Annotated in this window: 23 protein-coding genes and 1 pseudogene; 8 read left to right on the top strand and 16 right to left on the bottom strand. The window is 53.8% G+C overall.

Translation table 11 applies throughout. From position 1 onward, the window contains the following. Positions 1-113 precede the first annotated feature (113 nt). A complete protein-coding gene (locus tag JHD74_RS03630; RefSeq protein ID WP_199061717.1) occupies positions 114-479 on the bottom strand; it encodes a hypothetical protein in 366 nt (121 codons plus the stop codon). Between the two features lie 664 nt (positions 480-1,143). Next, positions 1,144-1,545 (bottom strand): hypothetical protein, encoded by a 402-nt coding sequence (locus JHD74_RS03635; RefSeq protein ID WP_074029179.1) that lies wholly within the window; start codon positions 1,543-1,545, stop codon positions 1,144-1,146. A gap of 98 nt (positions 1,546-1,643) precedes the next feature. Between JHD74_RS03635 and JHD74_RS03640 the strand changes: the two are divergent. From JHD74_RS03640 to JHD74_RS03650, 3 genes and pseudogenes are all read left to right on the top strand, one after another. Then, positions 1,644-2,003 (top strand): annotated as a pseudogene (locus JHD74_RS03640) (tyrosine-type recombinase/integrase); the annotation flags it as partial. A 48-nt stretch (positions 2,004-2,051) separates the two neighbouring features. After that, positions 2,052-2,993, top strand: coding sequence for a tRNA 2-thiocytidine(32) synthetase TtcA (gene ttcA, locus JHD74_RS03645; RefSeq protein ID WP_074029181.1), 942 nt, complete (start codon positions 2,052-2,054; stop codon positions 2,991-2,993). Positions 2,994-3,133: 140 nt separating this feature from the next. Further along, a complete protein-coding gene (locus tag JHD74_RS03650) occupies positions 3,134-3,532 on the top strand; it encodes a VOC family protein (protein ID WP_024531194.1) in 399 nt (132 codons plus the stop codon). Positions 3,533-3,972: 440 nt separating this feature from the next. Here the strand turns inward: JHD74_RS03650 and zntB are convergent, their stop codons facing one another. The 3 genes from zntB to JHD74_RS03665 all read right to left on the bottom strand — a co-directional run bounded on the left by zntB (position 3,973) and on the right by JHD74_RS03665 (position 7,243). Beyond that, complete coding sequence (gene zntB / locus JHD74_RS03655) at positions 3,973-4,956, bottom strand: zinc transporter ZntB (RefSeq protein ID WP_024531193.1); 984 nt, start codon at positions 4,954-4,956, stop codon at positions 3,973-3,975. Between the two features lie 141 nt (positions 4,957-5,097). Next, positions 5,098-6,732 carry an ABC transporter substrate-binding protein gene (locus JHD74_RS03660; protein WP_199061719.1) on the bottom strand — a complete coding sequence of 545 codons (1,635 nt, stop codon included), beginning with the start codon at positions 6,730-6,732 and terminating at the stop codon, positions 5,098-5,100. Between the two features lie 160 nt (positions 6,733-6,892). Next, positions 6,893-7,243: a hypothetical protein gene (locus JHD74_RS03665; RefSeq protein WP_024531191.1), complete on the bottom strand. Its 351-nt coding sequence runs from the start codon at positions 7,241-7,243 to the stop codon at positions 6,893-6,895. Positions 7,244-7,391: 148 nt separating this feature from the next. On the opposite strand from JHD74_RS03665, the gene mpaA reads away from it, so the two are divergent. Further along, complete coding sequence (mpaA, locus tag JHD74_RS03670; RefSeq protein WP_024531190.1) at positions 7,392-8,099, top strand: murein tripeptide amidase MpaA; 708 nt, start codon at positions 7,392-7,394, stop codon at positions 8,097-8,099. Here mpaA and ycjG read toward each other — a convergent pair. Further along, positions 8,096-9,067, bottom strand: coding sequence for an L-Ala-D/L-Glu epimerase (ycjG, locus tag JHD74_RS03675; RefSeq protein ID WP_199061721.1), 972 nt, complete (start codon positions 9,065-9,067; stop codon positions 8,096-8,098). The genes mpaA and ycjG overlap by 4 nt on opposite strands. Positions 9,068-9,234: 167 nt before the next feature. Here ycjG and tpx point away from each other — a divergent pair, with 167 nt between their 5' ends. Continuing rightward, a complete protein-coding gene (tpx, locus tag JHD74_RS03680) occupies positions 9,235-9,738 on the top strand; it encodes a thiol peroxidase (RefSeq protein ID WP_021806539.1) in 504 nt (167 codons plus the stop codon). A gap of 65 nt (positions 9,739-9,803) precedes the next feature. On the opposite strand, the gene tyrR is transcribed toward tpx, so the two are convergent. Further along, complete coding sequence (tyrR, locus tag JHD74_RS03685; protein WP_024531188.1) at positions 9,804-11,375, bottom strand: transcriptional regulator TyrR; 1,572 nt, start codon at positions 11,373-11,375, stop codon at positions 9,804-9,806. 355 nt (positions 11,376-11,730) lie between these two features. Between tyrR and JHD74_RS03690 the strand changes: the two genes are divergently transcribed. Then, complete coding sequence (locus JHD74_RS03690) at positions 11,731-12,096, top strand: hypothetical protein (RefSeq protein WP_065685732.1); 366 nt, start codon at positions 11,731-11,733, stop codon at positions 12,094-12,096. A 123-nt stretch (positions 12,097-12,219) separates the two neighbouring features. Here the strand turns inward: JHD74_RS03690 and JHD74_RS03695 are convergent, their stop codons facing one another. The 8 genes from JHD74_RS03695 to pspA form a co-directional block, all read right to left on the bottom strand. Next, positions 12,220-13,503: an MFS transporter gene (locus JHD74_RS03695; protein ID WP_065685731.1), complete on the bottom strand. Its 1,284-nt coding sequence runs from the start codon at positions 13,501-13,503 to the stop codon at positions 12,220-12,222. A 131-nt stretch (positions 13,504-13,634) separates the two neighbouring features. Then, positions 13,635-14,828 carry a M20 aminoacylase family protein gene (locus tag JHD74_RS03700; protein WP_370592611.1) on the bottom strand — a complete coding sequence of 398 codons (1,194 nt, stop codon included), beginning with the start codon at positions 14,826-14,828 and terminating at the stop codon, positions 13,635-13,637. A gap of 276 nt (positions 14,829-15,104) precedes the next feature. Next, positions 15,105-16,163 (bottom strand): YcjF family protein, encoded by a 1,059-nt coding sequence (locus JHD74_RS03705; RefSeq protein ID WP_024529301.1) that lies wholly within the window; start codon positions 16,161-16,163, stop codon positions 15,105-15,107. Continuing rightward, complete coding sequence (locus JHD74_RS03710; RefSeq protein ID WP_021806545.1) at positions 16,160-17,557, bottom strand: YcjX family protein; 1,398 nt, start codon at positions 17,555-17,557, stop codon at positions 16,160-16,162. The genes JHD74_RS03705 and JHD74_RS03710 overlap by 4 nt, the downstream gene beginning before the upstream one ends. After that, the gene (gene pspD, locus JHD74_RS03715) at positions 17,538-17,804 is read right to left on the bottom strand and encodes a phage shock protein PspD (protein ID WP_024529300.1); all 267 of its coding nucleotides are present in this window, start codon (positions 17,802-17,804) and stop codon (positions 17,538-17,540) included. The genes JHD74_RS03710 and pspD overlap by 20 nt, the downstream gene beginning before the upstream one ends. 88 nt (positions 17,805-17,892) lie before the next feature. Then, positions 17,893-18,330, bottom strand: coding sequence for an envelope stress response membrane protein PspC (pspC, locus tag JHD74_RS03720; RefSeq protein WP_199061723.1), 438 nt, complete (start codon positions 18,328-18,330; stop codon positions 17,893-17,895). Beyond that, a complete protein-coding gene (pspB, locus tag JHD74_RS03725) occupies positions 18,330-18,557 on the bottom strand; it encodes an envelope stress response membrane protein PspB (protein ID WP_024529298.1) in 228 nt (75 codons plus the stop codon). Before pspB ends, pspC begins: the two co-directional genes overlap by 1 nt. 57 nt (positions 18,558-18,614) lie before the next feature. Beyond that, positions 18,615-19,280: a phage shock protein PspA gene (gene pspA / locus JHD74_RS03730; protein WP_021182065.1), complete on the bottom strand. Its 666-nt coding sequence runs from the start codon at positions 19,278-19,280 to the stop codon at positions 18,615-18,617. Between the two features lie 184 nt (positions 19,281-19,464). Here pspA and pspF point away from each other — a divergent pair, with 184 nt between their 5' ends. Continuing rightward, complete coding sequence (gene pspF / locus JHD74_RS03735; protein WP_024529297.1) at positions 19,465-20,472, top strand: phage shock protein operon transcriptional activator; 1,008 nt, start codon at positions 19,465-19,467, stop codon at positions 20,470-20,472. Here pspF and JHD74_RS03740 read toward each other — a convergent pair. Continuing rightward, positions 20,469-21,362, bottom strand: coding sequence for a LysR family transcriptional regulator (locus JHD74_RS03740; protein ID WP_199061726.1), 894 nt, complete (start codon positions 21,360-21,362; stop codon positions 20,469-20,471). The genes pspF and JHD74_RS03740 overlap by 4 nt on opposite strands. 88 nt (positions 21,363-21,450) lie before the next feature. Between JHD74_RS03740 and JHD74_RS03745 the strand changes: the two genes are divergently transcribed. Further along, complete coding sequence (locus JHD74_RS03745) at positions 21,451-22,227, top strand: NAD(P)H-dependent oxidoreductase (RefSeq protein ID WP_199061790.1); 777 nt, start codon at positions 21,451-21,453, stop codon at positions 22,225-22,227. The last annotated feature ends 45 nt before the right edge of the window (positions 22,228-22,272 follow it).

Genomic DNA, 22,272 nt, shown 5'->3' on the forward strand with positions numbered 1-22,272 from the left:
CCCCCCCCCCCCCCCCCCCCCCCCCCCCCCCCCCCCCCCCCCCCCCCCCCCCCCCCCCCCCCCCCCCCCCCCCCCCCCCCCCCCCCCCCCCCCCCCCCCCCCCCCCCCCCCTTCTACTGATACCGCCACCCCCGAGATCTACACCCAGTTGGCATCGTCGGCAGCGTCAGATGTGTATAAGAGACAGCTCCGTTACCGTTGCCTCTATTTGGGGTATCGAGACACCCAGAGTTAATTCCGCCATTGAGCGCATTCGCTAGTGCAATGCCGGGGCCACCGATGGCACCTGTTATTGCACCACCAACTACACCAGTGAAACAGCCTGGATCAGCATATTTATCATAAAACCCACCAGAGCTATTCCCGTTCCCTTTGTTACTATTGCCATTGGTCCTACCACCGTTATCAACACGATCGCCGCCATTATTCCCCCGGCCACCAGAGATAGTACCTAATAATGATGGATCAATAATTTTCATAAACAACTCCTTTTGATTTAATGATGATACTGCCCTATGTAAAATTGCGTAAAGCGATTAATTAGTAACCTACATGTAAGTACTTTTCAATAACTTTGATTATAAAATTTAATACTTATTGAGTTAGCATTAACTTTTATAGATGTGAAATTTTATTTTATCATTCAAAATCAATGTATTATCTACCAACCGTATTATCATAATGACAATACTACTTTATGTTGTTAATGATTAGGGGCACAAAAGATAGATTTCTTTCGTGAATGATAAGGAAAGAAAGTATGGACGGGATCTCTGCCAGCCTTGAGGATTATTCCTTGGATCCTTCGTCCTGTTCCATATCACCCGCTGTGCGCCGGTTCCAATTTAGGTACTGGATCTTCTACCGCAGGCGTGCCAGCACGCAGATCGATGTAATCCGGTATGTGGTTACGTATAGCCGTAAGTGAAATATCAGAACTCCACGGAACAGGCTGAAGCCTTTGATAAATGGAGTTATTCGGCTTTATGGCATAGTTCCCTGGTAATGCCTGGTCAATTCGAAATCCGGCGTTTTCGCCTCCTTTTATGCCAAGAGCCAAAATATCAGTAAGAACACGAGTCTCGTTCGTCAGTATGCACTTAACATTTTCATCCCCAATAGCCCCCTACACTTAGGTACCGACTATGGGAAAATAGATAAGAAATAGACAGCTAAATCATGAGGAAGATTCACCTGGGTATTTGCCCTACGCGCCCCAAAAAATTCCTCATCCAGCAGCCGCGCAATACACCAAGCGTTATAGCACTGCTCGTCTGTTAGCGGCTTAACATCGCAGTGAGCCTCAGCTAGCCCAAATCGATCACTTGTTTGGATGGTGTGCATCGGTGCCGCTACATCAATTCCATCTTTTTCATTGCCGAAATACTTCTGCAGGAAAGCTTGAACATCGCCTGTGTGCTGACTTCCAGACGTAACCATTGGAGCTGGTTCCGTGGTTTTCCTGACGTGCTTGTAACTGCCGTATAACTGTACCAAGTACGACATGAAAATCGCGTGATGATCGACTTGCGTAATAGTGTCCATCGGCTCATCTATGCCCAGGACTGCGCCAGTGTAGCTGCCTCCGTAATACTTCAGTTACAGTCCCGAGCGGAACCTCAACCTTATGGCCAGTGCTGTTGCATCCCAAAATGGAGGTTACCTTTCACCACCGTGAATATGGAAAAACTGAAAGGCAGCGGCTACATTTCGTTTTTAGGCCACGCCCGGCCAAAGAACAGCAAAAAACAGACTATTAGCTGTCGTCTATCGGTGCGCGCTGGAACGCCGCTGTAAAACGCGCTGGTATTCGGCGTCGTAATCCGTACCATACGCGACATACTTTCGCGTGCTGGCTGTTATCGGCCGGTGCCAACCCGTCCTTCATCGCGGATCAGATGGGACACGATAATGCACAAATGGTCTACGAGATATACGGAAAGTGGATCGGAGAGATGAACGGGGAGCAGGTGAACATGCTAAATGACAGGCTGGCTATCTAGAATATTTTGCCTCAATTTTGCCCCTTTTGATGTTTCACGGAAAATATAATGCAAGAAAATCAATCAATTAACCCTAAAGAGCAGTACAACCTGAACAAACTGCAAAAACGCCTGCGCCGCAACGTGGGTGAAGCTATCGCCGCCTACAACATGATTGAGGAAGGCGATCGCATCATGGTTTGCCTGTCCGGCGGGAAAGACAGCTACACCATGCTGGAGATCCTGCGCAATCTGCAAAAAAGCGCTCCGGTGAACTTCTCACTGGTCGCGGTGAATCTGGATCAGAAACAGCCCGGCTTCCCCGAGCACATCCTGCCAGCCTATCTGGAAAGCCTGGGTGTGGAATATAAGATCGTTGAAGAAAACACCTACAGCATCGTGAAGGATAAGATCCCGGAAGGCAAAACCACCTGCTCCCTGTGTTCACGTCTGCGCCGCGGCATCCTTTACCGTACTGCCACCGAGCTGGGTGCCACCAAAATTGCCCTTGGCCACCACCGTGACGATATCCTGCAAACGCTGTTCCTCAACATGTTCTACGGCGGCAAGCTGAAAGGTATGCCACCCAAGTTGATGAGCGACGATGGTAAACACGTGGTGATCCGCCCGCTGGCCTATTGCCGTGAGAAAGACATCGAGCGTTTCTCGGTAGCGAAAGAATTCCCGATAATCCCGTGCAACCTGTGTGGCTCACAGCCAAACCTGCAACGCCAGGTGATTGGCGATATGCTGCGCGACTGGGACAAACGCTACCCAGGCCGTATCGAAACCATGTTCAGCGCCATGCAGAACGTGGTGCCCTCGCATCTGTGCGATACCGAACTGTTTGACTTCAAAGGTATTCACCACGGCAGCGAAGTGGTTGATGGCGGTGATTTGGCATTTGACCGTGAAGATATTCCACTGCAACCGGTGGGTTGGCAGCCGGAAGACGCAGATGACAACGGCTCGCCCGCGTTTGAACGCCTGAACGTACTGGAAATCAAATAGTCCTTCTCTCCGCCTGTGCCCGCAGGCGGAGGTTTTTCCCCCGCTTAATGTTAGATCCTGTTCACAATTCACGCATAAAGTGCCTGACAGTGCGGTTTTTACCTTATACTGTTTATTTATACAGTCAAAGGAGACCAACGATGAATATCACCCCCTGCCTTTCCCACGTCTCGCTGGGAACCAACAATTTCGATGCCGCCGCACAGTTTTATGACCGGGTTCTCGGTGCGCTAGGCTGCCGTCGCGTGCTGGAACACCCTGGCGCTATCGGCTATGGTCGAGACTATCCTGAATTTTGGTTGCAACTGCCGATAGACGGTAAACCCGCAGGCACCGCGAACGGCGTGCATATCGGCTTCTTCGCCACCAGCAAGCAGCAGGTTGATGCGTTTTATCAGCAGGCGGTAGCCGCTGGGGCACAAGAAGACGGTGCTCCGGGCTCACGGCCACATTACGGTGCCGCCTATTACGGCTGTTTCGTCCGGGATCTGGATGGCCACAAGATAGAAGCCAGCTTCTGGGACGAAAGCGCGGCTTAACGCCGCCTCACAGAAGCCGGAGGCAGGTGGGGATCTTGCAGGTTAGCCGGCCGTTGAGCGCATGGACACGCGATACGAGCCCCCAAGGACGGATTCACGGCGTGTCGGCGTTCTGCACGATCCCCGCCTGTAAGCACTATCCGGTGAAGCGACTTAGTCCGAACGTGAATAGCAATAGTGGAAATCTTCACTCAAGCGTTTGAATGCAGGAAGGATTAGCCGAAGGGAAAAAGCATAAAAAAATGCCGGTGGTTAAACCGGCATCGTATTGAATTAAATGTGCTATGCAATAATTCTAAAAATAAGTAAATAAAACAATTATGGAGCGCAACGCCCATCGCTTGACGTTGCATTCACCTGCAAGAGCAAGAATGCCGTAGTTCGCGCGAGCAAATGTTGATACTGCTCAACTTTACTCGCGTTTTCGCCACTATTTGTCGTTATAGCCAGCGGCTCCGCCTCAACCACCAGGCAACGCCCCCAACCAAAGCCAACAGCATGAAGCAGAAAGAGGCAAATGCCAGTGGGCTACCGCTGCCAGGGATCCCTCCAAGGTTGACCCCGAACAGCCCGGTCAGGAAAGTGGTAGGCAGGAAGACCATCGCCATCAGCGACATAGTGTAAGTACGGCGGTTCATGGCGTCGGCCATCACGGTAGTGATCTCATCGGACAGGATCGCCGTACGGGCAATGCTGCCATCAAGATCATCTAATCCGCGCCCCAGGCGATCGGCAATGTCCTGCATGCGGCGACGTTCGTCATCATTCATCCACGGCAGGCGGTCACTCGCTAAACGTGAGAAAACATCGCGCTGTGGTGCCATGTAACGGCGTAGCACAATCAACTGTTTGCGGATCAGCGCCAATTGCCCACGTTCAGGGATTTGCTGCTCTAACAGCGCATCTTCCAGATCGATGATCTTGTCGTGTAGATCTTCGATGAATTCACTGGTGTGGTCGGTGAGCGCATCAGCGATTTCTACCAGCCAGTTACCGCTATTAATCGGCCCCTGGCCATTGCGCAATTCATTGACCACCTCATCGATCGAGTAAACCTTGCGATGGCGGGTGGATATAATCATCTTATCGGTGATGTACACGCGGAACGTCACCAGTTGGTCTGGCCGTGAGTCCGTGTTGAAATTGATGCCGCGCAGCGTGATCAGCGTCCCGTCGCCCAATCGGGTGACGCGTGGCCGCGTGCTTTCCCCCGCCAGCGCTTCTCTGACCAGATCGGGCAGCAACGGTGTATTTGCCAGCCACTCGGCGCTGGCCGGATGGGCATAGTCCAGATGCAGCCAGCATGGTTCCTCGCTGGTGATCTTATCGTCATCCTCAATTGGCGTGGTGCCACCCTTGCCGTCGAGTTGATAGGCATAGACCGCGTCGGGCACCTGCAGTTCGCGCCCCTCAATGACATCCATTAAAAACCCTCATTATTTTGCCGTTGATACAGAGTCTAGCGTTATTGCCTTAGGGATAAAAGTGGCACCGCCATAACGGGATTTTAAAGTAAAAAGCCCCCGCGTTGGCGAGGGCTTGGGCAGGCGTCAGGACTCTGAACATCAATGTTTCAGAATGTACATTTCCTGGCTGTAGGCGACATCTTCAGGGTTAGTGATTGGGTAACCCTTCACCCAAGGCTTGATCAGTCGCCCGTTGGTATATTGATAGATCGGGGCGATCGGAGCCTCGGCCGCAATCATCTGCTCGGCCTTGTTATAATCGGCGGTTAACGCCGTTGGATTAGTCTCGCGACTGGCGTCGGCCAACAGACGGTCGTATTGCGGGCTGTTAAATTTGGCGATATTCCCGGTGTGTGAAGAGGTCAGCAGCGACAGGAAGGTCGAGGCCTCGTTGTAATCCCCCACCCAGGAGGCACGAACCACGTCGAAATTGCCGGTGTTACGGCTGTCGATATAGGTTTTCCACTCCTGATTTTGCAGTTTAACGTCAACGCCCAAGGTTTGCTTCCACATTGACGCCACCGCAATGGCAATCTTTTGGTGACTCTCTGAGGTGTTATACAGCAGGGTCAATTTCAGAGGATGGTTCGGACCATAACCCGCCGCCTGCATCAGCGCCTTGGCTTGCTCGTTCAACTCTTCCTGGGACTGTTGCTGCAGCAGGCTGGTTTCCGGCTTAAAGCCCGCAGTGACATCCGGCGTGAAATGGTAGGCCGGCTTCTCGCCGGTACCCAGCACTTTCTCGGCAATGATCTTGCGATCGATAGCGTAAGACAAGGCTTTGCGCACTCTTACGTCATTGGTTGGCGCACGTTGGGTATTGAACGCGTAGTAATAGGTGCCAAGTTGATCAGGCGTGTAAACCTGGTCTGGGATATCCTTCAACAGCTTTTGGTACATGTTTTTCGGGAAGGATTCGGTAATATCGATGTCACCAGCCTGATAACGCTTGGTGGCGTTGGATTCCTGGTTAATGGGTACAAAGGTCACCTTGGTCAACACGGTGTGTTTATGGTCCCAATAATGGTCGTTCGGCACCAATACCAGCTTTTCGTTAACCACTCGCTCTTGCAGTTTGAATGCGCCATTACCTACCAGATTGCCCACTTTGGTCCAATCGTTGCCGTATTGCTCAACCACGGCTTTTGGTACCGGGAACAGGCTGAAATTGGCCGTCAGGCTGACAAAATAGGGCACAGGCTTGTTCAGCTGCACTTTTAGCGTATGGTCATCCACTGCCACCACGCCAAGCTTATCGATGGGCAGCTTACCGGCGATAACCTCTTCGGCATTCTGGATCCCGGCTAGCTGAGCAAACCAGGCAAACGGCGACAGGCTTTTCGGATCGACCAGCCGTTGCCAGCTATAAACGAAGTCTTTCGCCGTGACAGGGTCACCGTTGGACCAGCGGGCATCTTTGCGCAGCGTGAAGATATAGGTCTGGTTATCCGCGGTCTGCCAGCGCGTAGCGACACCGGGGATCACTTTACCATGTGCGTCCTGATTCACCAGCCCTTCAAACAGATCGCGTGCCACCTGCGCTTCTGGCAGGCCCACGGCTTTAATCGGATCGAGTGACGCCGGCTCATCTTTGATGTGCCGGACGATCTCCTGTTTCTCCGCCAGAGCGGTACCTGGGGGAACCTGAGCTGCCATAGCACCACTAATACCCGCGCTGATGGTGACCGCGCAAAGCGTTAAACGAAAACTCGCCAGAATTTTTCTTCTCGTCATGTTAGATATGCCCCAGTTAACCCCATGAATTTTTTATCATATAGCACAAAGATGCCCGCCACCTATAGCCTGGCGTAACAAGAATGTAAAAAGTGGATGTTTGATCCAAAAAAAAGCCCGCAGCCATTATCGGCACTGCGGGCTGTTTGCTTAGGCAGGATCAGTCGTAAAGATGAATACTGGCGATCTTATAGCTGAACTCTTCCCCTTCTTCTTCATCGAAGATGGTGAAATAGCCTTTCTCTACCAGCGGGTTGAGCTGGATGTCAGTCTTTTGCAACTGGCGTGATTCGGCGTCGTCAAAACCATAGTCGAGGAAGAACTCCCCTTTCTGATGATCCACGTGCAAGGTGAACGGATAGTTGGATTCGTCCCCACGCCCATCGTCATTTTTCACTACGCCAAACCACTCACCCTGACGGATCTGGTTTTCTGCATCCACGCCGCACAGTAGGGTGATGGTGTCTTTTTCGTTTTCGCTGTAACACGCGACTATTCTGGCAACTGGCATGATAAATCCTCTTTGTCGTTAGCACTCTGCCGATAGTATAACAATAGACATCACTTTATTCGCTTAACAGACTGGGAAAGATGAGCGAAAGCGTAATACACTCAATAACATCACAATTATTTCTGACTTTGGCTTAAAGGGAAACCCCATGACCCAACACAGACCGCGCAGTGAGCGTGGCCAGCTGGCAGTTGCAGGTGAAACTTACGGTAAATCGATGTTAGGCGCCCCGCTGCTGTATTTCCCAGCGGCCAAAAGCGGCCCGGATACCGGGTTGGTGATTGCAGGCACCCATGGGGATGAAACTGCCGCGGTAGTGACGTTATCCTGCGCATTACGCAGTATCGCCCCCGCCCAACTGCGCCATCATGTGATCCTGGCGGTCAATCCAGATGGTTGCCAGCTTGGGTTACGCTCCAATGCCAACGGCGTCGATCTGAACCGCAATTTCCCGGCGGCCAACTGGCGCTCTGGCGATACGGTCTACCGTTGGAACAGTGCCGCAGAGGCTCGTGACGTGCGGCTCTCCACCGGCGGCAGGCCCGGCTCAGAACCGGAAACTCAGGGATTGTGCCATTTGATCCATCGCCTGAAGCCACGCTGGGTGGTGTCCTTCCATGAGCCATTGGCCTGTATAGAAGATCCGGAAAGCTCCGCTTTGGGCGTTTGGCTGGCACATAAGTTTGCCCTGCCGCTGGTGACCAGCGTCGGCTATGAAACGCCAGGGTCCTTCGGCAGTTGGTGTGCCGACTTGTCCTTACCCTGCATCACCGCCGAGTTCCCGCCGATCTCAGCCGACGCCGCCAGTGAAAACTATCTGGCCGCCATGGTCGAGTTGCTGACCTACGCTGACTAGCGTGAAAGCTCAATAGCGCCGCACTCAAAGGCCAAACCTGGCACGACGTCTTTTGCCAGCCAGGTTGGGCCATCGAGATCCACAAAACGGGCGCCGGGCACCAACGGCAGCGCCGAAGTAATGGCTCTTGAGGTACAGAGCATACAGCCGAGCATGATCTCGAAGCCCTGCGCCCGCGCCTGTGCGGCAAGCTGTAACCCTTCGGTCAGCCCACCGGTTTTATCCAGCTTGATATTGACCATCTGATAGCGCCCCGCCAAACGAGGCAAATCGCCGCTGGTATGGCAACTCTCATCGGCGCAAATCGGTAATGGATGGATGAAGTTTTCCAGGGCGCTGTCGTCGCCGGCCGGTAAGGGTTGCTCCAGCATCGCCACGCCTAAATCCGCCAGCAGTTGGCAACGCGATGCCAAGCCTTCCGCTTGCCAGGACTCATTGGCATCAACGATCAACGTCATCTGCGGCACCGCCGTGCGGATCGCCACCAGCCTTTCGCTGATCAGGTGATCGTCTAGCTTGATTTTCAGCAACGTCGCGCCCTGTTGTTCCAGCTCTTTAGCGGCAAACGCCATCGCTTCCGGCGAGCCGATGCTGAGCGTTTGCGCCATCACTATGCGTTCCGGTGCGGTAATGCCGCTCAATTGCCACAGATCTTTGCCAGCCAGGCGGCATTCCAAATCCCACAATGCCGAATCGACCGCGTTACGAGCCGCCCCTGCGGGCATCAGGCGTTGCAACTCCTGCCGGGTCACCCCTTGTGTGATGGCCGCAGACACGTCGGCCAACTGCTCCATCACTGAGGTTTCGCTCTCGCCATAGCGCGGATAAGGGGTGCACTCACCGACACCGCGCATACCCTGCTGTTCAATCTCTACCACCACCACTTTGGCTTCGGTCCGGCTACCGCGTGCGATCACAAAGGCGGTATGCAATGGCCAGGCTTCAGAGTAAAAACGCATGCTTCTCATAACGGCTCCCGAGCGAAAAAAGCGCATAAAGTCAGTCCACTATACCTGCAGTTTATAAACTTTATCTATCCAAGGTGCGATTGTTGCCTTAAACTGCTTCGAGATTGTGAACCCGGTGTTAATCGGCTTCACATCTTTGTATAAACATCGTTGAAAGGAACCGAGCAATGACTCAGACCGTACATTTTCAAGGCAACCCTGTCACTGTAGCAGGCAAACTGCCACAGCAGGGCGAGCAGGCAAAAAGCTTTACCCTGGTTGCCAAAGACCTGTCAGACGTTGCCCTGAGCAGCTTCGTGGGTAAACGCAAAGTCCTGAACATCTTCCCAAGCATTGATACCGGCGTCTGTGCCGCATCGGTGCGTAAATTCAACCAGTTGGCAAGTGGCCTGGATAACACTATGGTCCTGTGTATCTCTTCCGACCTGCCGTTCGCCCAGTCACGCTTCTGCGGTGCAGAAGGCCTGAACAACGTGGTTACCCTGTCTACCCTGCGCGGCGGTGATTTCAAGCAGGCGTATGGTGTAGAGATTGCCGAAGGCCCATTGGCCGGTCTGACGGCGCGCGCCGTGGTGGTGCTGGATGGCCAAGACAACGTGCTGTATAGCGAGCTGGTAAATGAAATTACCACCGAGCCAGATTACGATGCCGCGCTTGCCGCGCTGAAATAAGCCTGTAGAGACCAAAAAGCCCGGTTTTTTAAGCCGGGCTTTTTTATGCCTGAAATAAAGTAGCGCTATTCTTCGCTGTCGTCGGTAAGCTTACGATTGCTCAGCCCGTATTCCCGTAGCTTATTGGCAATTGCCGTATGCGAGACGCCCAAGCGCTTGGCCAGTTTGCGGGTGCTGGGATAAGTGCGATACAGACGAGTCAGCACCGAGCGTTCAAAACGCTTGCTGATATCATCCAGCGAGCCTTCCATCACTTCATCCCCTAGCGCTATCTCCACCTCAAAATCCGGCAGAATGATATCTTGCGGGCGCAACTCGTAGCCGTCCGTTTGGGTCAGTGCACGATAGATGGCGTTCTTCAGTTGGCGCACGTTGCCCGGCCAACCGTACTTGCAGAGGAAGCTACTGAGATCGTTGGCCAGTTTCGGCCTGGCGACCCCTTGTTCATCGGCAAAGCGCGCCACAAACAGCTCGGTGAGCGGCATGATATCCTGCGGGCGTTCGCGCAGCGGCGGGATGGTGATGGTCAGCACGTTCAAACGGTAATAGAGATCTTCACGGAATTCACCGCGCTGCACCAGTTCGGTCAGGTTTTTCTGCGTGGCGCAGATCACCCGGACGTCCACATGCACCTCATGCTCTTCCCCTACCCGGCGGAACGTACCGTCGTTAAGGAAACGCAGCAGTTTGGTTTGCATGCGCGGCGACATCTCGCCAATCTCATCCAGCAACACCGAGCCACCGTTGGCCTGCTCAAAGAAGCCCTTCTTACCTTCCAACGCATTCGGATAAGCACCCGGCGCATGGCCAAACAGTTCGCTCTCCACCACATCGTCCGGCAAGGCGGCACAGTTCAGCGCCAGGAACGGCTGTTTGCCACGTGGACTGCGCAGATGGCAGGCCCGCGCTAAAATATCTTTCCCCGTGCCGGTATCGCCCACAATCAGCAATGGGGCATCCAGCATGGCCAACTTGCGCGCCTGCTCCAGCACGTGGCGCATTTTCGGGCTGACGGCGACAATATGGTCAAACTCGGTATCATCATTCACCGACAGGTTCTGCAGCTGGCGGCCCATGCGGGCGGTGGATTTGAGCATGACCACGGCGCCCACAGGAGCATTCTGCTGTTGCTCATCTTCCAGATAGATCGGGGTGATATCCATCAGGAAATCCTGGCTGCGGATCACCACCCGTTCGGAATGCGGCTTAGTGTCTTCACTCTCCAGCCAGCGGCCAAAGTTATAGCCACCAATCAGCTGGCTCGCCGTTTGATTGCGGATCTTGTCTTCGCTGAAGTTGAACAGCGTCTGAGCCGCCGGGTTTGTCAGTTCCACCTTGCCTTTCATATCGATGGAAAATACCGGTTCCGGCATCGACTCCAGCAGCGCGCGTAACGCACGGTGTTCACGTTCGGAAGGCATAAAGTTAACGGTGCGCACATCGGTCACACCGCTGATGCGCCGGATCTCCGCCATCAGCGCGCGGAAGGTATCAAAATCCAGCTGGGAAAAATTGAGGTAAATACGGCCGATAGGATCAATTTCGATGCCGCGCAGGTCGATACCGCGCGATACCAAAAGATCGAGTAATTCTCGAGTGAGACCGAGACGGTCTTCGCAAAATACTTCCAAACGCATCAGTATTGGCCTTATCTCTGCAGGTGCGGGGATGTCTGGTGATGATGATAACCTCTCCCCCCGGAAGGTAGAAGCGATCTGTCAGCAAAAGTTGACAGAGCTCCAGTTTATCACTGCTATTAGCGGTTTTAAACGCCACCCAATAACACCATCGGCGTAATTTTAGCTTATTTCTAGAGAGTTATCACATTCAGCATTATTTTGGCAGCGGATTATCATGCGCTCACAGGGGGATGTTCTTTCGTCAATCTGCGGTTACAAACTGAGAAAATGGCCCTTACCGGTTACAAATGATAGTAATTCTCGTCTGACTATTTTATAGTTGCGTGGCGTAACTATTAAAGAGAGATTGACCATGCCTAGAAAGCATACACTGGCGGCATTCTGCTGCGCCACGCTGTTGTTGAGCGCCCCAACCCTGGCGCTGGACCTATCCTACAAGGCGCCGGAACCCAGCATCAAAGCCGCCCCCGCCCCCAAAGCCGCGCCTGGGCCCGCGGAAAAAACCGCCAAGGCGCCAGTGGTCTGGTCAGAATCAGAAGATAAAACCGGCTTCAGTGCCAATCTAGAATGCGATCATCCCAGCTGCAGCCGCCCGCGCGACAAATCGTATTCGACGCTAAATCGCCCAGTGAAAAAAACCGATCGCCTTCGCCAATCCGATCCCTACTCCACCAATCAGGATCCTGACTACAGCGTGAACATGGGCTATAAGTGGTAATGGCGCTTTAACCGTCTCTGATAGAAGACGTGTTCAGCCGCAAGATCGTGGGTGATGAAGTGACCTGGATTACCCAAAAGAGCAGCCCCTCTCACTAAATGAGAGGGGTGCACAGGAAGGTCATTAATTGAGCGGAGCCTGGCTGGTTTCCTTGATATACAGGAAGGCGAACAGCGATAAAACACAGCCGGCAATCACGTAAAACGCCGGAGCCGTGGTATTACCGGTTAACTTGATCAGATAGGAAGCCACCGATAATGAGAAGCCGCCAAAAATCCCCACGGCAACGCTATAAACCAGCGACAACCCGGTAGTTCTTACCCGCCTTGGGAATATTTCTGGCAAAATGGTGATGGAAGGCGAAGCACCGATAATATTGATAATGCTCAGTACAATCATCACCGCAAACAGCATTTCAACACTGGGGTAGGTGCTGAGTAAATAAAACGCCGGATAAATCAGCACAACAATCGCTATTCTCGCCCAGGCAATCAACCGGACCCTGCCAACGTTATCTGACCACATCCCCGCCAGCGGCCCGCCAATCAACGTAATCAAACCGGCGATGGCACCGATTAACATGCTATAGCTGGTATCCAGTTTTAATATGCTGATGGCATAGTTGGGAATATAAAACATGATGATCATATGTGGAATGGTTCCCCCCATCGTCAGCAAAATTCCCGCCAAGGTTTCTTTATAGTAGGTAGTTATCACTTCCAGCAGGGGTATTTTGCTGACGCTTTCGGTAGCCGTTGGTAAGGTGTGAGTGGCGGTTTCTTCCAGCTTAAAGCGAATATACAGCCCCACCGGAACAATCACGATGCCAAACAGGAACGGGATGCGCCAGCCCCAGGCTTCCACACTCGCCTCTGGCATACAATTAACCAGGATCACCAACGTCATGGCGGCAAATACGTTGCCCGCACCTTGGCTCGCTACCTGCCATCCCCCGTAAAACCCGCGATTATGGGGTTTGGCATACTCCACCAGCAGTGTAGTGGATGCGCCTAACTCACCGCCTGCGGAGAAGCCTTGCATCAGCCTGGCCAGGGTAATAATGATCGGGGCCGCAGTCCCAATGCTTTCATATGACGGGGTGATACCAATCGTCAGGGTACTGAGCCCCATCAGCAGGAACGTCAACGTCATGGCAGGCTTGCGCCCTTTTTTATCGGCATAATGGCCGATGACCAGCGCCCCCAGCGGCCTGGCAAGATAACCCATCCCAAAGATCAGGAAGGTCATCGTCATGCTCACCAAAGGGTCTGTCGCGGGGAAATAAGCTTTTGCTATATAGGTCGCAAAAAATGCGTAAAGCACCAGATCAAAAAACTCTAAGCCATTGCCTAACGTGGTAGCCACAATGGCCCTTGCCGGGGATTTTCTTTCCTTGACGCTATCCATGGCCGGTCCTTAATTTAATTTGTCGGGGCGCCGCATGCTGCACCCGTCCAGATAATCGATGTTATGCAGGGATCGAACATTTTCGACCCCAACAAATTCAGGAGCATCACCAACTTATTAAAGACCGAGGTTTATTCCTTCAGGAATTCCTGCGTTAATGCAGACCAATATGCGATCCCTCTGAGTATAATTGCATCATTAAAATCATAGCCGGGGTTGTGTACCATGCAGCTATTTTCTCCCTGGCCGTTACCTAATAATAAATAACTGCCCGGGCACTGGTTCAGCATAAAGGCAAAATCTTCGCTGCCCATTAACGGTTCCGGGATATCAATCACCTGCTGCGGATGGCCCTCACCCATTAAATTTTGCGCCACCTGTTTGGCAAAGCGGGTCATCTCCGGTTGGTTGACCAATACGGGATAGGTGTGATCATAGTCAATATCGATCCTGGCACCATATGACGCCGCCTGGGCCGCCACTAACGTCTTGATACGCTCTTCCAACCATTCCCTGACTTGCGGATCCAACGCACGCACGCTTAACTTTAATACCGCTGAGTCGGCGATGACATTACTGGCCATGCCTGACTGGAACGAGCCCACGGTGATAACACCCGGCTCTTGTGCCCCCAGATTACGCGCGACTATCGTCTGCAATGCCATCACAATACTGGCTCCGACGACCACGGCATCAACGGTGCCCTTCGGCATCGCGCCATGTCCTCCCTTGCCGTGGATGGTGAGGGTGACCGTATCACTGGAAGCCATAAACGCCCCCTCACCAAAGACAAATTGCCCCTGCGGGAAGCCTGGCATGTTGTGCATGGCAAAAACGGCGTCACAAGGGAAGCGTTTAAACAGGCCGTCGTCGATCATCTTCTGGGCACCGGCCAACCCCTCTTCTGCGGGTTGAAAAATGAGGTGCAAGGTGCCATCGAAACAGGCGTGATCGGCCAGATAATGTGCCGCGCCAAGCAGCATCGCGGTGTGGCCGTCATGCCCACAGGCATGCATGATACCTTCGTGCTGGCTGCTGTAAGGGAGTTGCGTATTTTCCAGGATCGGCAAAGCATCCATATCTGCCCGAATACCTAACGTGCGGGGGCTGTTGCCTCTTTTCAACGTCCCAACCAGGCCGGTGATACCGAGCCCACGTGTCACCTGATACCCCCACTCCTCAAGCTTTCTCGCTACCAGATCGGCGGTTTGTCGTTCTTCGAATCCCAGTTCAGGGTACTGATGAATATGTCGACGGAGGGTTTGACTTTCATCGGCATAGGGTTGGAAGGCCTCTAAGTTCGGCTCACGGTGCGGCATGTTCATTACCTCCTGTCCTTGGGATTGATGTCTTGGTGCCGAAGCGGCGAGTGAATACTGCACGATTCTCCGCTGGCGCAGTCAGACATTCAGATTAATTGTTGATCAAATATACCGTCTTCTTTGCCGCTGTCCGTGGGATTTTTCGTGACCAAGACCGCAAAACAAACACTTGATTAACTTATCATTAACAATTAATGGGTATTGCAGAGACGTTCGAAAGGAAGGCGTTTTTGGCGGGGCGGCCATAAGGCTGCGTCTGATTGACGCAGCCTGGCGGAGTCAGACTTTGCTTTGACCTTTTTTCATCGTGTCTTTCAGCTGGTTTATCAATTGACCACGGAAATCACCCAGTTTTGGCTTATCGCCTTCTAACCAGGGTAACGGGCGGCACAGTTCCATGGCCTTGATGCCCAACCGCGCCGTCAACAAACCGGCCCCTATCCCCTGCGCGGCGCGCGCAGACAAGCGCGCCGCAATATCCTGCGACATCCAGTCCATGCCCACTTCCCGCACCAGTTCAGATGCACCAGCAAAGGCGATATTCAGCAACACCAGGCGGAACAGACGGATGCGGCTGAAATAGCCCAGTTCGATGCCATACAGCGCCGCGATGCGGTTAATCAGGCGGATATTGCGCCAGGCGATAAAGGCCATGTCCACCAAGGCCAGCGGGCTGACGGCAATCATCAGCGTCGACTCTGCCGCCGAGCGGCTGATTTCGCGCCGCGCCTGATTATCCAGCACCGGCTGCACCAGCTTGGCATACAGCGCAACCACTTCGCGGTCGTTCTGGGTTTCATGTAATGAAGCTTGCCAGCGTTGCAATGCAGGGTGCCCTTGATCCAACCCGGCCTGACGCGCCAGCTTTTCACAAAACTCGCGCCCTCTCCCCAGGCCGTGGCTGTGCAGCAGTTCCCGAGCTTCGTCACGCTCTTCAGCACGTTGGCGTAGGCGGTATAGCCTGCGCCATTCCCCCACCACCGAACCGATACCAGCGAAGACGATCAGCCCACCAGCGATCCCACCACCCAGCGCGATCCAATCCTGCTGCACCCAGGAGGTATGCACCCACTGGACACCTTGAGCCACCACGCTGACGCCAAACAGCATCAATCCGGCGTTAACCATTTTGCGCCACAGGCTGCGCTTGGGTTTCAACGCGGCGTTAACAATGCCTTCAGCGCGCCCTTCCTCTTCTTCCTGCTCCATCTCTGGCGCTGCCGGATAGAATTTCTCGGCCTGCTGTTCGTCAAACTCCAAGCCTGCGCGCAACACCGGTTCCTGTGGTGGCTGCAACGGCTCGGCAAAATCGATACGCGGTTTTAACGGCTCGCTCATCGCAATTTATCTCCCAATAAAAACTCCATCACCGCGTCCAGACGGATATGCGGTAACGGACTATCAACGCTCATCATACGTGGGCGGAACTGGTCAAAATGGAAACCTTGCTGCTGCCAGAATGCTGGACCAGGCAGGCGCGCAGGCACTTCGCCAGGGAAGACCGTCAGCGGCGCGCCATCGTCCAGACGGTGACCTTTCAATGCTGGGATCGGCTGCCCATGATGATCGACAATGCCGCTTTCGGTCGCCTGTACCGAAGCCAGGCCGACACAGTCCATGCTGATGCCTTCAAATGCGGCATTCTGCCAGGCCTCCTGCACCAGTTGCTGTAACAGCGAAACCAGATTGGCGTGCTGATCGGCGGTGATATGGTCCGCCTTGGTTGCCGCGAACATCAGTTTGTCGATGGTCGGCGAAAACAGGCGGCGAAACAGCGTACGCTTACCGTAGTGGAAACTTTGCATCAACTGGGTCAGCGCCAGACGCATATCATTAAACGCCTGCGGCCCGCTGTTGAGCGGTTGCAGGCAGTCCACCAGCACGATCTGGCGATCGAAACGCACAAAGTGCTCTTTATAAAATGCCTTGACGATCGACTGGCAGTAATAGTTAAAACGGGCGCGCAGCATGCCCGCATTGGTATGTTTGTCCGCCTGCGCCAGGCGAGATTCCCCTGCCGCATCGACGTTTGGCCACGGGAAGAACTGCAACGCGGGCGCGCCAGCCATATCGCCAGGCAGCACAAAGCGCCCAGGCTGAATAAAGTGCAACCCTTCGGCCTTACAGCGCAGCAGGTAGTCGGTATAAGCCTGAGCGATCGCCGCCAGCTTGTTTTCATCCGCCGGGGCCAACGGATCGAGATCTTTGCACAATGCCAGCCAAGGCTCAGCCCAGCGCGCGCGGTCGCCCTGCAACAACCCAGCCATCTGACGTGACCAGGCCAGGTAGTCCTGTTCCAGCATCGGCAAATCCAGCAGCCATTCGCCAGGATAGTCGACGATTTCCAGATACAGCGTGGAGGTTTCTTTAAAATGGCGCAGCAGTGAATCATTAGAACGGTAGCGCAGCGCCAGACGGATTTCGCTGACGCCACGGGTTGGTGTTGGCCAACTTGGCGGATTGCCATACAGCTGCGCCAGGCCTTCGTCGTAGGTGAAACGTTGGATACCGAGGTCGCGTTGAGGAATGCGTTTTACACCCAACAACCTTTCTTCCCGCACAGGGGAAAACAGCGGCATACGCGCGCCGCTGTGAACATGGAGTAATTGATTGACCAATCCGGTGATAAACGCCGTCTTACCGCTGCGGCTCAAGCCGGTTACTGCCAGACGCAGATGGCGATCCATTCCGCGATTGACCAGCGAAGTTAACTCATTTTGCAGTCGTTTCATTGTTCTCCTTGGCATAGCGCCCGAACGCCTTGTTCAGCCCTTTGCGAAACAACGGTTCCAGCAACAGGGCCAACACGTAACGCAGCGGTTTGCGGCTGACGGTTTTCAGCAACCACGCGGTTGCCCCCGCCGGGCCATAACTCATTAGCGCTATGATGATGACTTTAGACAAGGTCTTCAACAATGCACTTACTCCCCATTTTGGTGAAGCGGTTTTTGGGGCATTAATCGCATAGGTTTTGCTCATGGTTTCTGCCCTCCGGCAAATATTGGGGAAAATGTAGGTGCAATGCCTGACCTGCGGCGTACGCAGGCCCGTGCATCGTTAAAAGAGATTACAGGTGGCGAAAGCGGCTCTGCACACCAAAGGTGTCAGACGTGACGTAACGTTCGACCTTGCGCAACTGCTCCTCTCCACTGCTCAATTCATATTCCAGCTTATCAAGCAACTGGCGCGGTGTGGCCTGATGTTCATCCTGATAACGGCTGGCTGGAGCCTCCTCAAGCACGAAGACCAAGGCGATATAGGCGACCACCGTAATGAAAAACAGCCCGAAGAACAGCGACAGCACGGCAATCACTCGGATCAAACGCACGGGCACGTCAAAATAGTGGGCAAGACCAGCGCAAACGCCCTTCAGCATGCCTTCTTCAGGCACACGGTACAGTTTTTTACTGCCTAAGGTGTTGCCCTTGTATGAAACGCTGTCGTCGTTGTAGTAAGAACGATCGCGACGATCGCCATACTTTCCTCTGTCCTGGTCTCTACGCATTACGACTGCCTCCAATTCGGGTGTTCCGCATCAAGAATGTCTTCCAACGCCTGAATACGATCGCGCATGCGTGAGGCCTGCTCCCCCAGTTGCGTCAGACGTTGCATCTCCTGATGACTCAGTTGAACGCCGCTCTGTTGCCGGTTGCTGTAATGCAACCAAAGCCAAATCGGTGCGACAAACAACACAAAGATTGTCAACGGGATGGCAAGTAATAGAGCACTCATCTCAATTCCTTCTTATTGGCCGTAGTGTGGCGGCCACGCTGGGTGGCCGCTTAAGCATTATTCCGGGCGGTTCATCTTGGCTTTCATTGCCGCCAGTTGCTCACTGATGGCATCGTCTGCCTGCAGTTCGGCAAACTCCTGATGCAGGCTTTTCTTTTTGCCAATGCTGACGCTTTCCGCTTCGGCTTCCATATGGTCGATACGGCGCTCAAACTGTTCAAAACGCGCCATTGCCTCATCCAGTTTACCGCTGTCCAGCTGGCGACGCACATCCCGTGAAGAAGAAGCCGCCTGATGGCGCAGCGTTAATGCCTGCTGGCGTGCCCGGGTTTCGGTCAGCTTGTTTTCCAGCTCGCCAATTTCACTCTTCATGCGGGCCAGCGTCTCTTCTACGGTAGCCACTTCCTGGCTCAGCGTAGCAAGCAGATCGGCCACTTTCTGTTTTTCGATCAACGCCGCACGGGCCAGATCTTCTTTATCTTTACGCAGCGCCAGTTCGGCTTTGTCCTGCCAGTCATTGATCTGGTTTTCACCCTGTTCAATGCGGCGCAGCAGCTGCTTTTTCTCTGCCAGGGCACGCGCTGAAGTGGAGCGTACTTCAACCAGCGTGTCTTCCATTTCCTGGATCATCAAACGCACCAGCTTTTGCGGGTCTTCTGCTTTATCGAGCAGAGTATTGATGTTGGCGTTCACGATGTCGGCAAAACGAGAAAAGATACCCATAATTTACTTCCTCTTGGTTCTGAAGGCGTCTGAAGCGCCGAGTTAAGTTATACAACTTGCCCAAAGAGTTAATCAAGAAGCGTGCCAACTTTTATTTAATTGAAATACAAAGGTTATTTATTTTTGACTCTCGCGACGCTTGCTGTAGAGTGAGTGTTTTCACCAAACATTGGCGAATTTCATCATGAGCGAACCGTTAGAGAACCTGTTGGGCGAGGCCAACGCCTTTGTGGAAGTGCTGGAGCAAGTTTCACAGTTGGCCAAGCTCAACAAACCGGTGCTGGTGATCGGTGAGCGCGGCACGGGTAAGGAGCTGATCGCTCACCGTTTGCACTACCTTTCCAATCGTTGGCAAGGGCCGTTTATCTCCCTCAACTGTGCGGCGCTGAATGAAAACCTGCTGGACTCGGAGCTGTTTGGCCATGAGGCTGGCGCGTTTACCGGCGCACAAAAACGCCACCTTGGCCGTTTTGAACGTGCCGATGGCGGCACCCTGTTTCTGGATGAATTGGCAACCGCGCCAATGCTGGTGCAAGAAAAGCTGCTGCGGGTGATTGAATACGGCCATCTGGAGCGCGTAGGGGGCAGCCAACCGCTGCGGGTGGATGTCCGGCTGGTGTGTGCCACCAATGACGATCTGCCCGCGCTGGCCGCCGCCGGTAAATTCCGTGCCGATCTGCTGGACCGCCTGGCGTTCGACGTGGTGCAACTGCCGCCGCTGCGCCAACGCCAGCAAGACATCATGCTGTTGGCCGAGCATTTCGCCATTCAGATGTGCCGCGAGCTGTCACTGCCGTTGTTCCCCGGCTTCAGTGAACATGCGCGTTCGACGTTGCTTGACTACTCCTGGCCGGGTAACGTACGTGAGCTGAAAAACGTGGTGGAGCGTTCCGTTTACCGCCATGGTTCAGACCAGGATGAACTTGATGAGATCATCATTAACCCCTTTGCCAAGCGTTCGGAGCCGCTTGATGATGAGGTCATCGCGCCGACCGGTGATTTACCAGCATTGCCGCTGGATTTTAAAAGCTGGCAGCACCAGCAGGAGAAAACCCTGTTGGAAATGGCCTTGAAACAAGGTCGTTTCAATCAGCGCAAAGCTGCCGATTTGCTGGGGTTGACCTATCATCAGCTACGCGGCATGTTGAAAAAGCATGCGCTGCTGCAAGGTAGCGAACCAGAGGGAAGTTAAACCGACTGGGCGATCAATTCGCGTAACCATTGATGGGCGGGATCGCGATGCGAACGCTCATCCCACAGCATTGCCAGCTCATAGCCAGGGATCTCCACTGGCGGCTCGGCAATCTGTACTTCAGGGCTGTCACGTACCAGGCGTTCAGGCAGCATAGCAACCAGATCCGTCTTGCCGATCACCGATTTCACAAACAGAAAATGCGGGACGGAAAGTACCACCCGCCGCGAAAGCCCAACCTGCTCCAGCGTGTGATCGGTGATGCCACTAAATCCCCCGCCGTTTGGCGAAACCACCACGTGCTCCAGTTGGCTAAATTGCGCCAGCGTCGGGCGAGCCGTCAACGCAGGATGACCGAAGCGGCCCACCAACACATACTTTTCCTTGAATAACACGCGTTGACGCATCCCCGGTGGTGCGCAGTCCTGAGTGTGAAAGGCCAGATCGATCTCCCCCCTCTCCGCCTGTCGGGCAATCTTGGTCGGTGTCAGTTCCAACACCGCCAACCGGCTGTTGGGGGCGGCCTGACGAAGCCGTGCCAATGCGGGCAACAGCACCGTGGATTCGCCATAATCGGATGCGGCAACACGCCAGGTGATATTCGCGCTAGCCGCCTCAAAAGGGCTGACAGGTGAAACGGTGTGTTCCAGCACTTCCAACGCCTGCCGCAAAGGTTCACGTAAAGCCTCGGCCCTGGCCGTTGGCCGCATTCCTCTTGGGCCCGGTAGCAGCAGAGGATCGTCGAAAAACGCTCTCAGCTTGGCCAGATGGGCGCTTACCGAAGGTTGCGACAGCGATAACCGCTCCGCCGCGCGCGTAACGTTCAATTCCATCAGTAACACATCCAACGTCACCAGGAGATTGAGATCCAGCCTGCCGAAATTACTCATGCAAATACCTGTAATCATCTAAATCAATTTTAACTATTCCTGGCGCTAACCTACTCTGTTGATCTCTTTTCAGCAATGGAACTCAATGATGAATATTCTGCTAGTCTACGCTCACCCAGAAGCCCAATCGCTTAATGGCTCACTAAAAAACTTTGCGGTCAAACATCTGCAGGACGCTGGGCATCAGGTACAGGTTTCCGATCTGTACGCCATGAAATGGAAAGCCTCTTTGGATGGCGAAGACCGAACGGATCGGGATAGCACTGCCCGGTTTAATCCGGCGATGGATTCCCGGATCGCTCTGGAACGAGGAACGCAAAGTGAAGATATTGCGCTGGAACAAGAGAAGTTATTCTGGGCGGATACCGTGATCCTACAGTTTCCGCTGTGGTGGTTCTCCATGCCAGCCATCCTCAAAGGTTGGGTAGAACGCGTGTATGCCTATGGCTTTGCGTACGGGGTTGGCGAGCATTCCGATACACATTGGGGAGATCGTTATGGCGAAGGTACGCTGGCAGGGAAACGGGCTATGTTACTGGTTACCGCTGGCGGTTGGGAGTCTCATTACAGCCCGCGCGGTATCAACGGCCCGATAGAGGATATTCTGTTCCCTATTCACCATGGCATTCTGTATTACCCCGGTTTTGATGTGCTACCACCGTTTGTGGCGTACCGCACCGATCGCTTCGACGAGGCAAAATTCCCCAACCTATGTTCGGCGCTGGGGAAACGGCTGGACGCGCTGGCCAGTACCGAGCCTTTGCCATTCCGTAAGCAAAATTTTGGCGATTATGCTATTCCACAGTTAACGCTGCGAGAAGACATTGCCCCAGGCCGCTCCGGCTTTGCGGTTCACCTGAAATAGAGGCAAAAAAAAAGCCAGCACCCGAGCTGGCTAAGTAAACACTGG

This window comes from Serratia sp. ASV30 (assembly GCF_016428815.1).
Classification (GTDB): Bacteria; Pseudomonadota; Gammaproteobacteria; order Enterobacterales; family Enterobacteriaceae; genus Chania; species Chania fonticola_C.

Excerpts from the sequence above, each read along its gene's own strand:
- pspC (WP_199061723.1), bottom strand. The coding sequence starts at position 18,330 with ATGCGTAGAGACCAGGACAGAGGAAAGTATGGCGATCGTCGCGATCGT.
- mpaA (WP_024531190.1), top strand. The coding sequence starts at position 7,392 with ATGACCCAACACAGACCGCGCAGTGAGCGTGGCCAGCTGGCAGTTGCA.
- JHD74_RS03710 (WP_021806545.1), bottom strand. The coding sequence starts at position 17,557 with ATGAAACGACTGCAAAATGAGTTAACTTCGCTGGTCAATCGCGGAATG.
- JHD74_RS03700 (WP_370592611.1), bottom strand. The coding sequence starts at position 14,828 with ATGAACATGCCGCACCGTGAGCCGAACTTAGAGGCCTTCCAACCCTAT.
- JHD74_RS03665 (WP_024531191.1), bottom strand. The coding sequence starts at position 7,243 with ATGCCAGTTGCCAGAATAGTCGCGTGTTACAGCGAAAACGAAAAAGAC.
- JHD74_RS03745 (WP_199061790.1), top strand. The coding sequence starts at position 21,451 with ATGAATATTCTGCTAGTCTACGCTCACCCAGAAGCCCAATCGCTTAAT.
- pspB (WP_024529298.1), bottom strand. The coding sequence starts at position 18,557 with ATGAGTGCTCTATTACTTGCCATCCCGTTGACAATCTTTGTGTTGTTT.
- JHD74_RS03695 (WP_065685731.1), bottom strand. The coding sequence starts at position 13,503 with ATGGATAGCGTCAAGGAAAGAAAATCCCCGGCAAGGGCCATTGTGGCT.
- JHD74_RS03630 (WP_199061717.1), bottom strand. The coding sequence starts at position 479 with ATGAAAATTATTGATCCATCATTATTAGGTACTATCTCTGGTGGCCGG.
- JHD74_RS03660 (WP_199061719.1), bottom strand. The coding sequence starts at position 6,732 with ATGACGAGAAGAAAAATTCTGGCGAGTTTTCGTTTAACGCTTTGCGCG.
- JHD74_RS03705 (WP_024529301.1), bottom strand. The coding sequence starts at position 16,163 with ATGAGCGAGCCGTTAAAACCGCGTATCGATTTTGCCGAGCCGTTGCAG.
- JHD74_RS03690 (WP_065685732.1), top strand. The coding sequence starts at position 11,731 with ATGCCTAGAAAGCATACACTGGCGGCATTCTGCTGCGCCACGCTGTTG.
- zntB (WP_024531193.1), bottom strand. The coding sequence starts at position 4,956 with ATGGATGTCATTGAGGGGCGCGAACTGCAGGTGCCCGACGCGGTCTAT.
- JHD74_RS03635 (WP_074029179.1), bottom strand. The coding sequence starts at position 1,545 with ATGGACACTATTACGCAAGTCGATCATCACGCGATTTTCATGTCGTAC.
- pspF (WP_024529297.1), top strand. The coding sequence starts at position 19,465 with ATGAGCGAACCGTTAGAGAACCTGTTGGGCGAGGCCAACGCCTTTGTG.
- ycjG (WP_199061721.1), bottom strand. The coding sequence starts at position 9,067 with ATGAGAAGCATGCGTTTTTACTCTGAAGCCTGGCCATTGCATACCGCC.
- JHD74_RS03740 (WP_199061726.1), bottom strand. The coding sequence starts at position 21,362 with ATGAGTAATTTCGGCAGGCTGGATCTCAATCTCCTGGTGACGTTGGAT.
- ttcA (WP_074029181.1), top strand. The coding sequence starts at position 2,052 with ATGCAAGAAAATCAATCAATTAACCCTAAAGAGCAGTACAACCTGAAC.
- pspD (WP_024529300.1), bottom strand. The coding sequence starts at position 17,804 with ATGAGCAAAACCTATGCGATTAATGCCCCAAAAACCGCTTCACCAAAA.
- tpx (WP_021806539.1), top strand. The coding sequence starts at position 9,235 with ATGACTCAGACCGTACATTTTCAAGGCAACCCTGTCACTGTAGCAGGC.
- pspA (WP_021182065.1), bottom strand. The coding sequence starts at position 19,280 with ATGGGTATCTTTTCTCGTTTTGCCGACATCGTGAACGCCAACATCAAT.
- tyrR (WP_024531188.1), bottom strand. The coding sequence starts at position 11,375 with ATGCGTTTGGAAGTATTTTGCGAAGACCGTCTCGGTCTCACTCGAGAA.
- JHD74_RS03650 (WP_024531194.1), top strand. The coding sequence starts at position 3,134 with ATGAATATCACCCCCTGCCTTTCCCACGTCTCGCTGGGAACCAACAAT.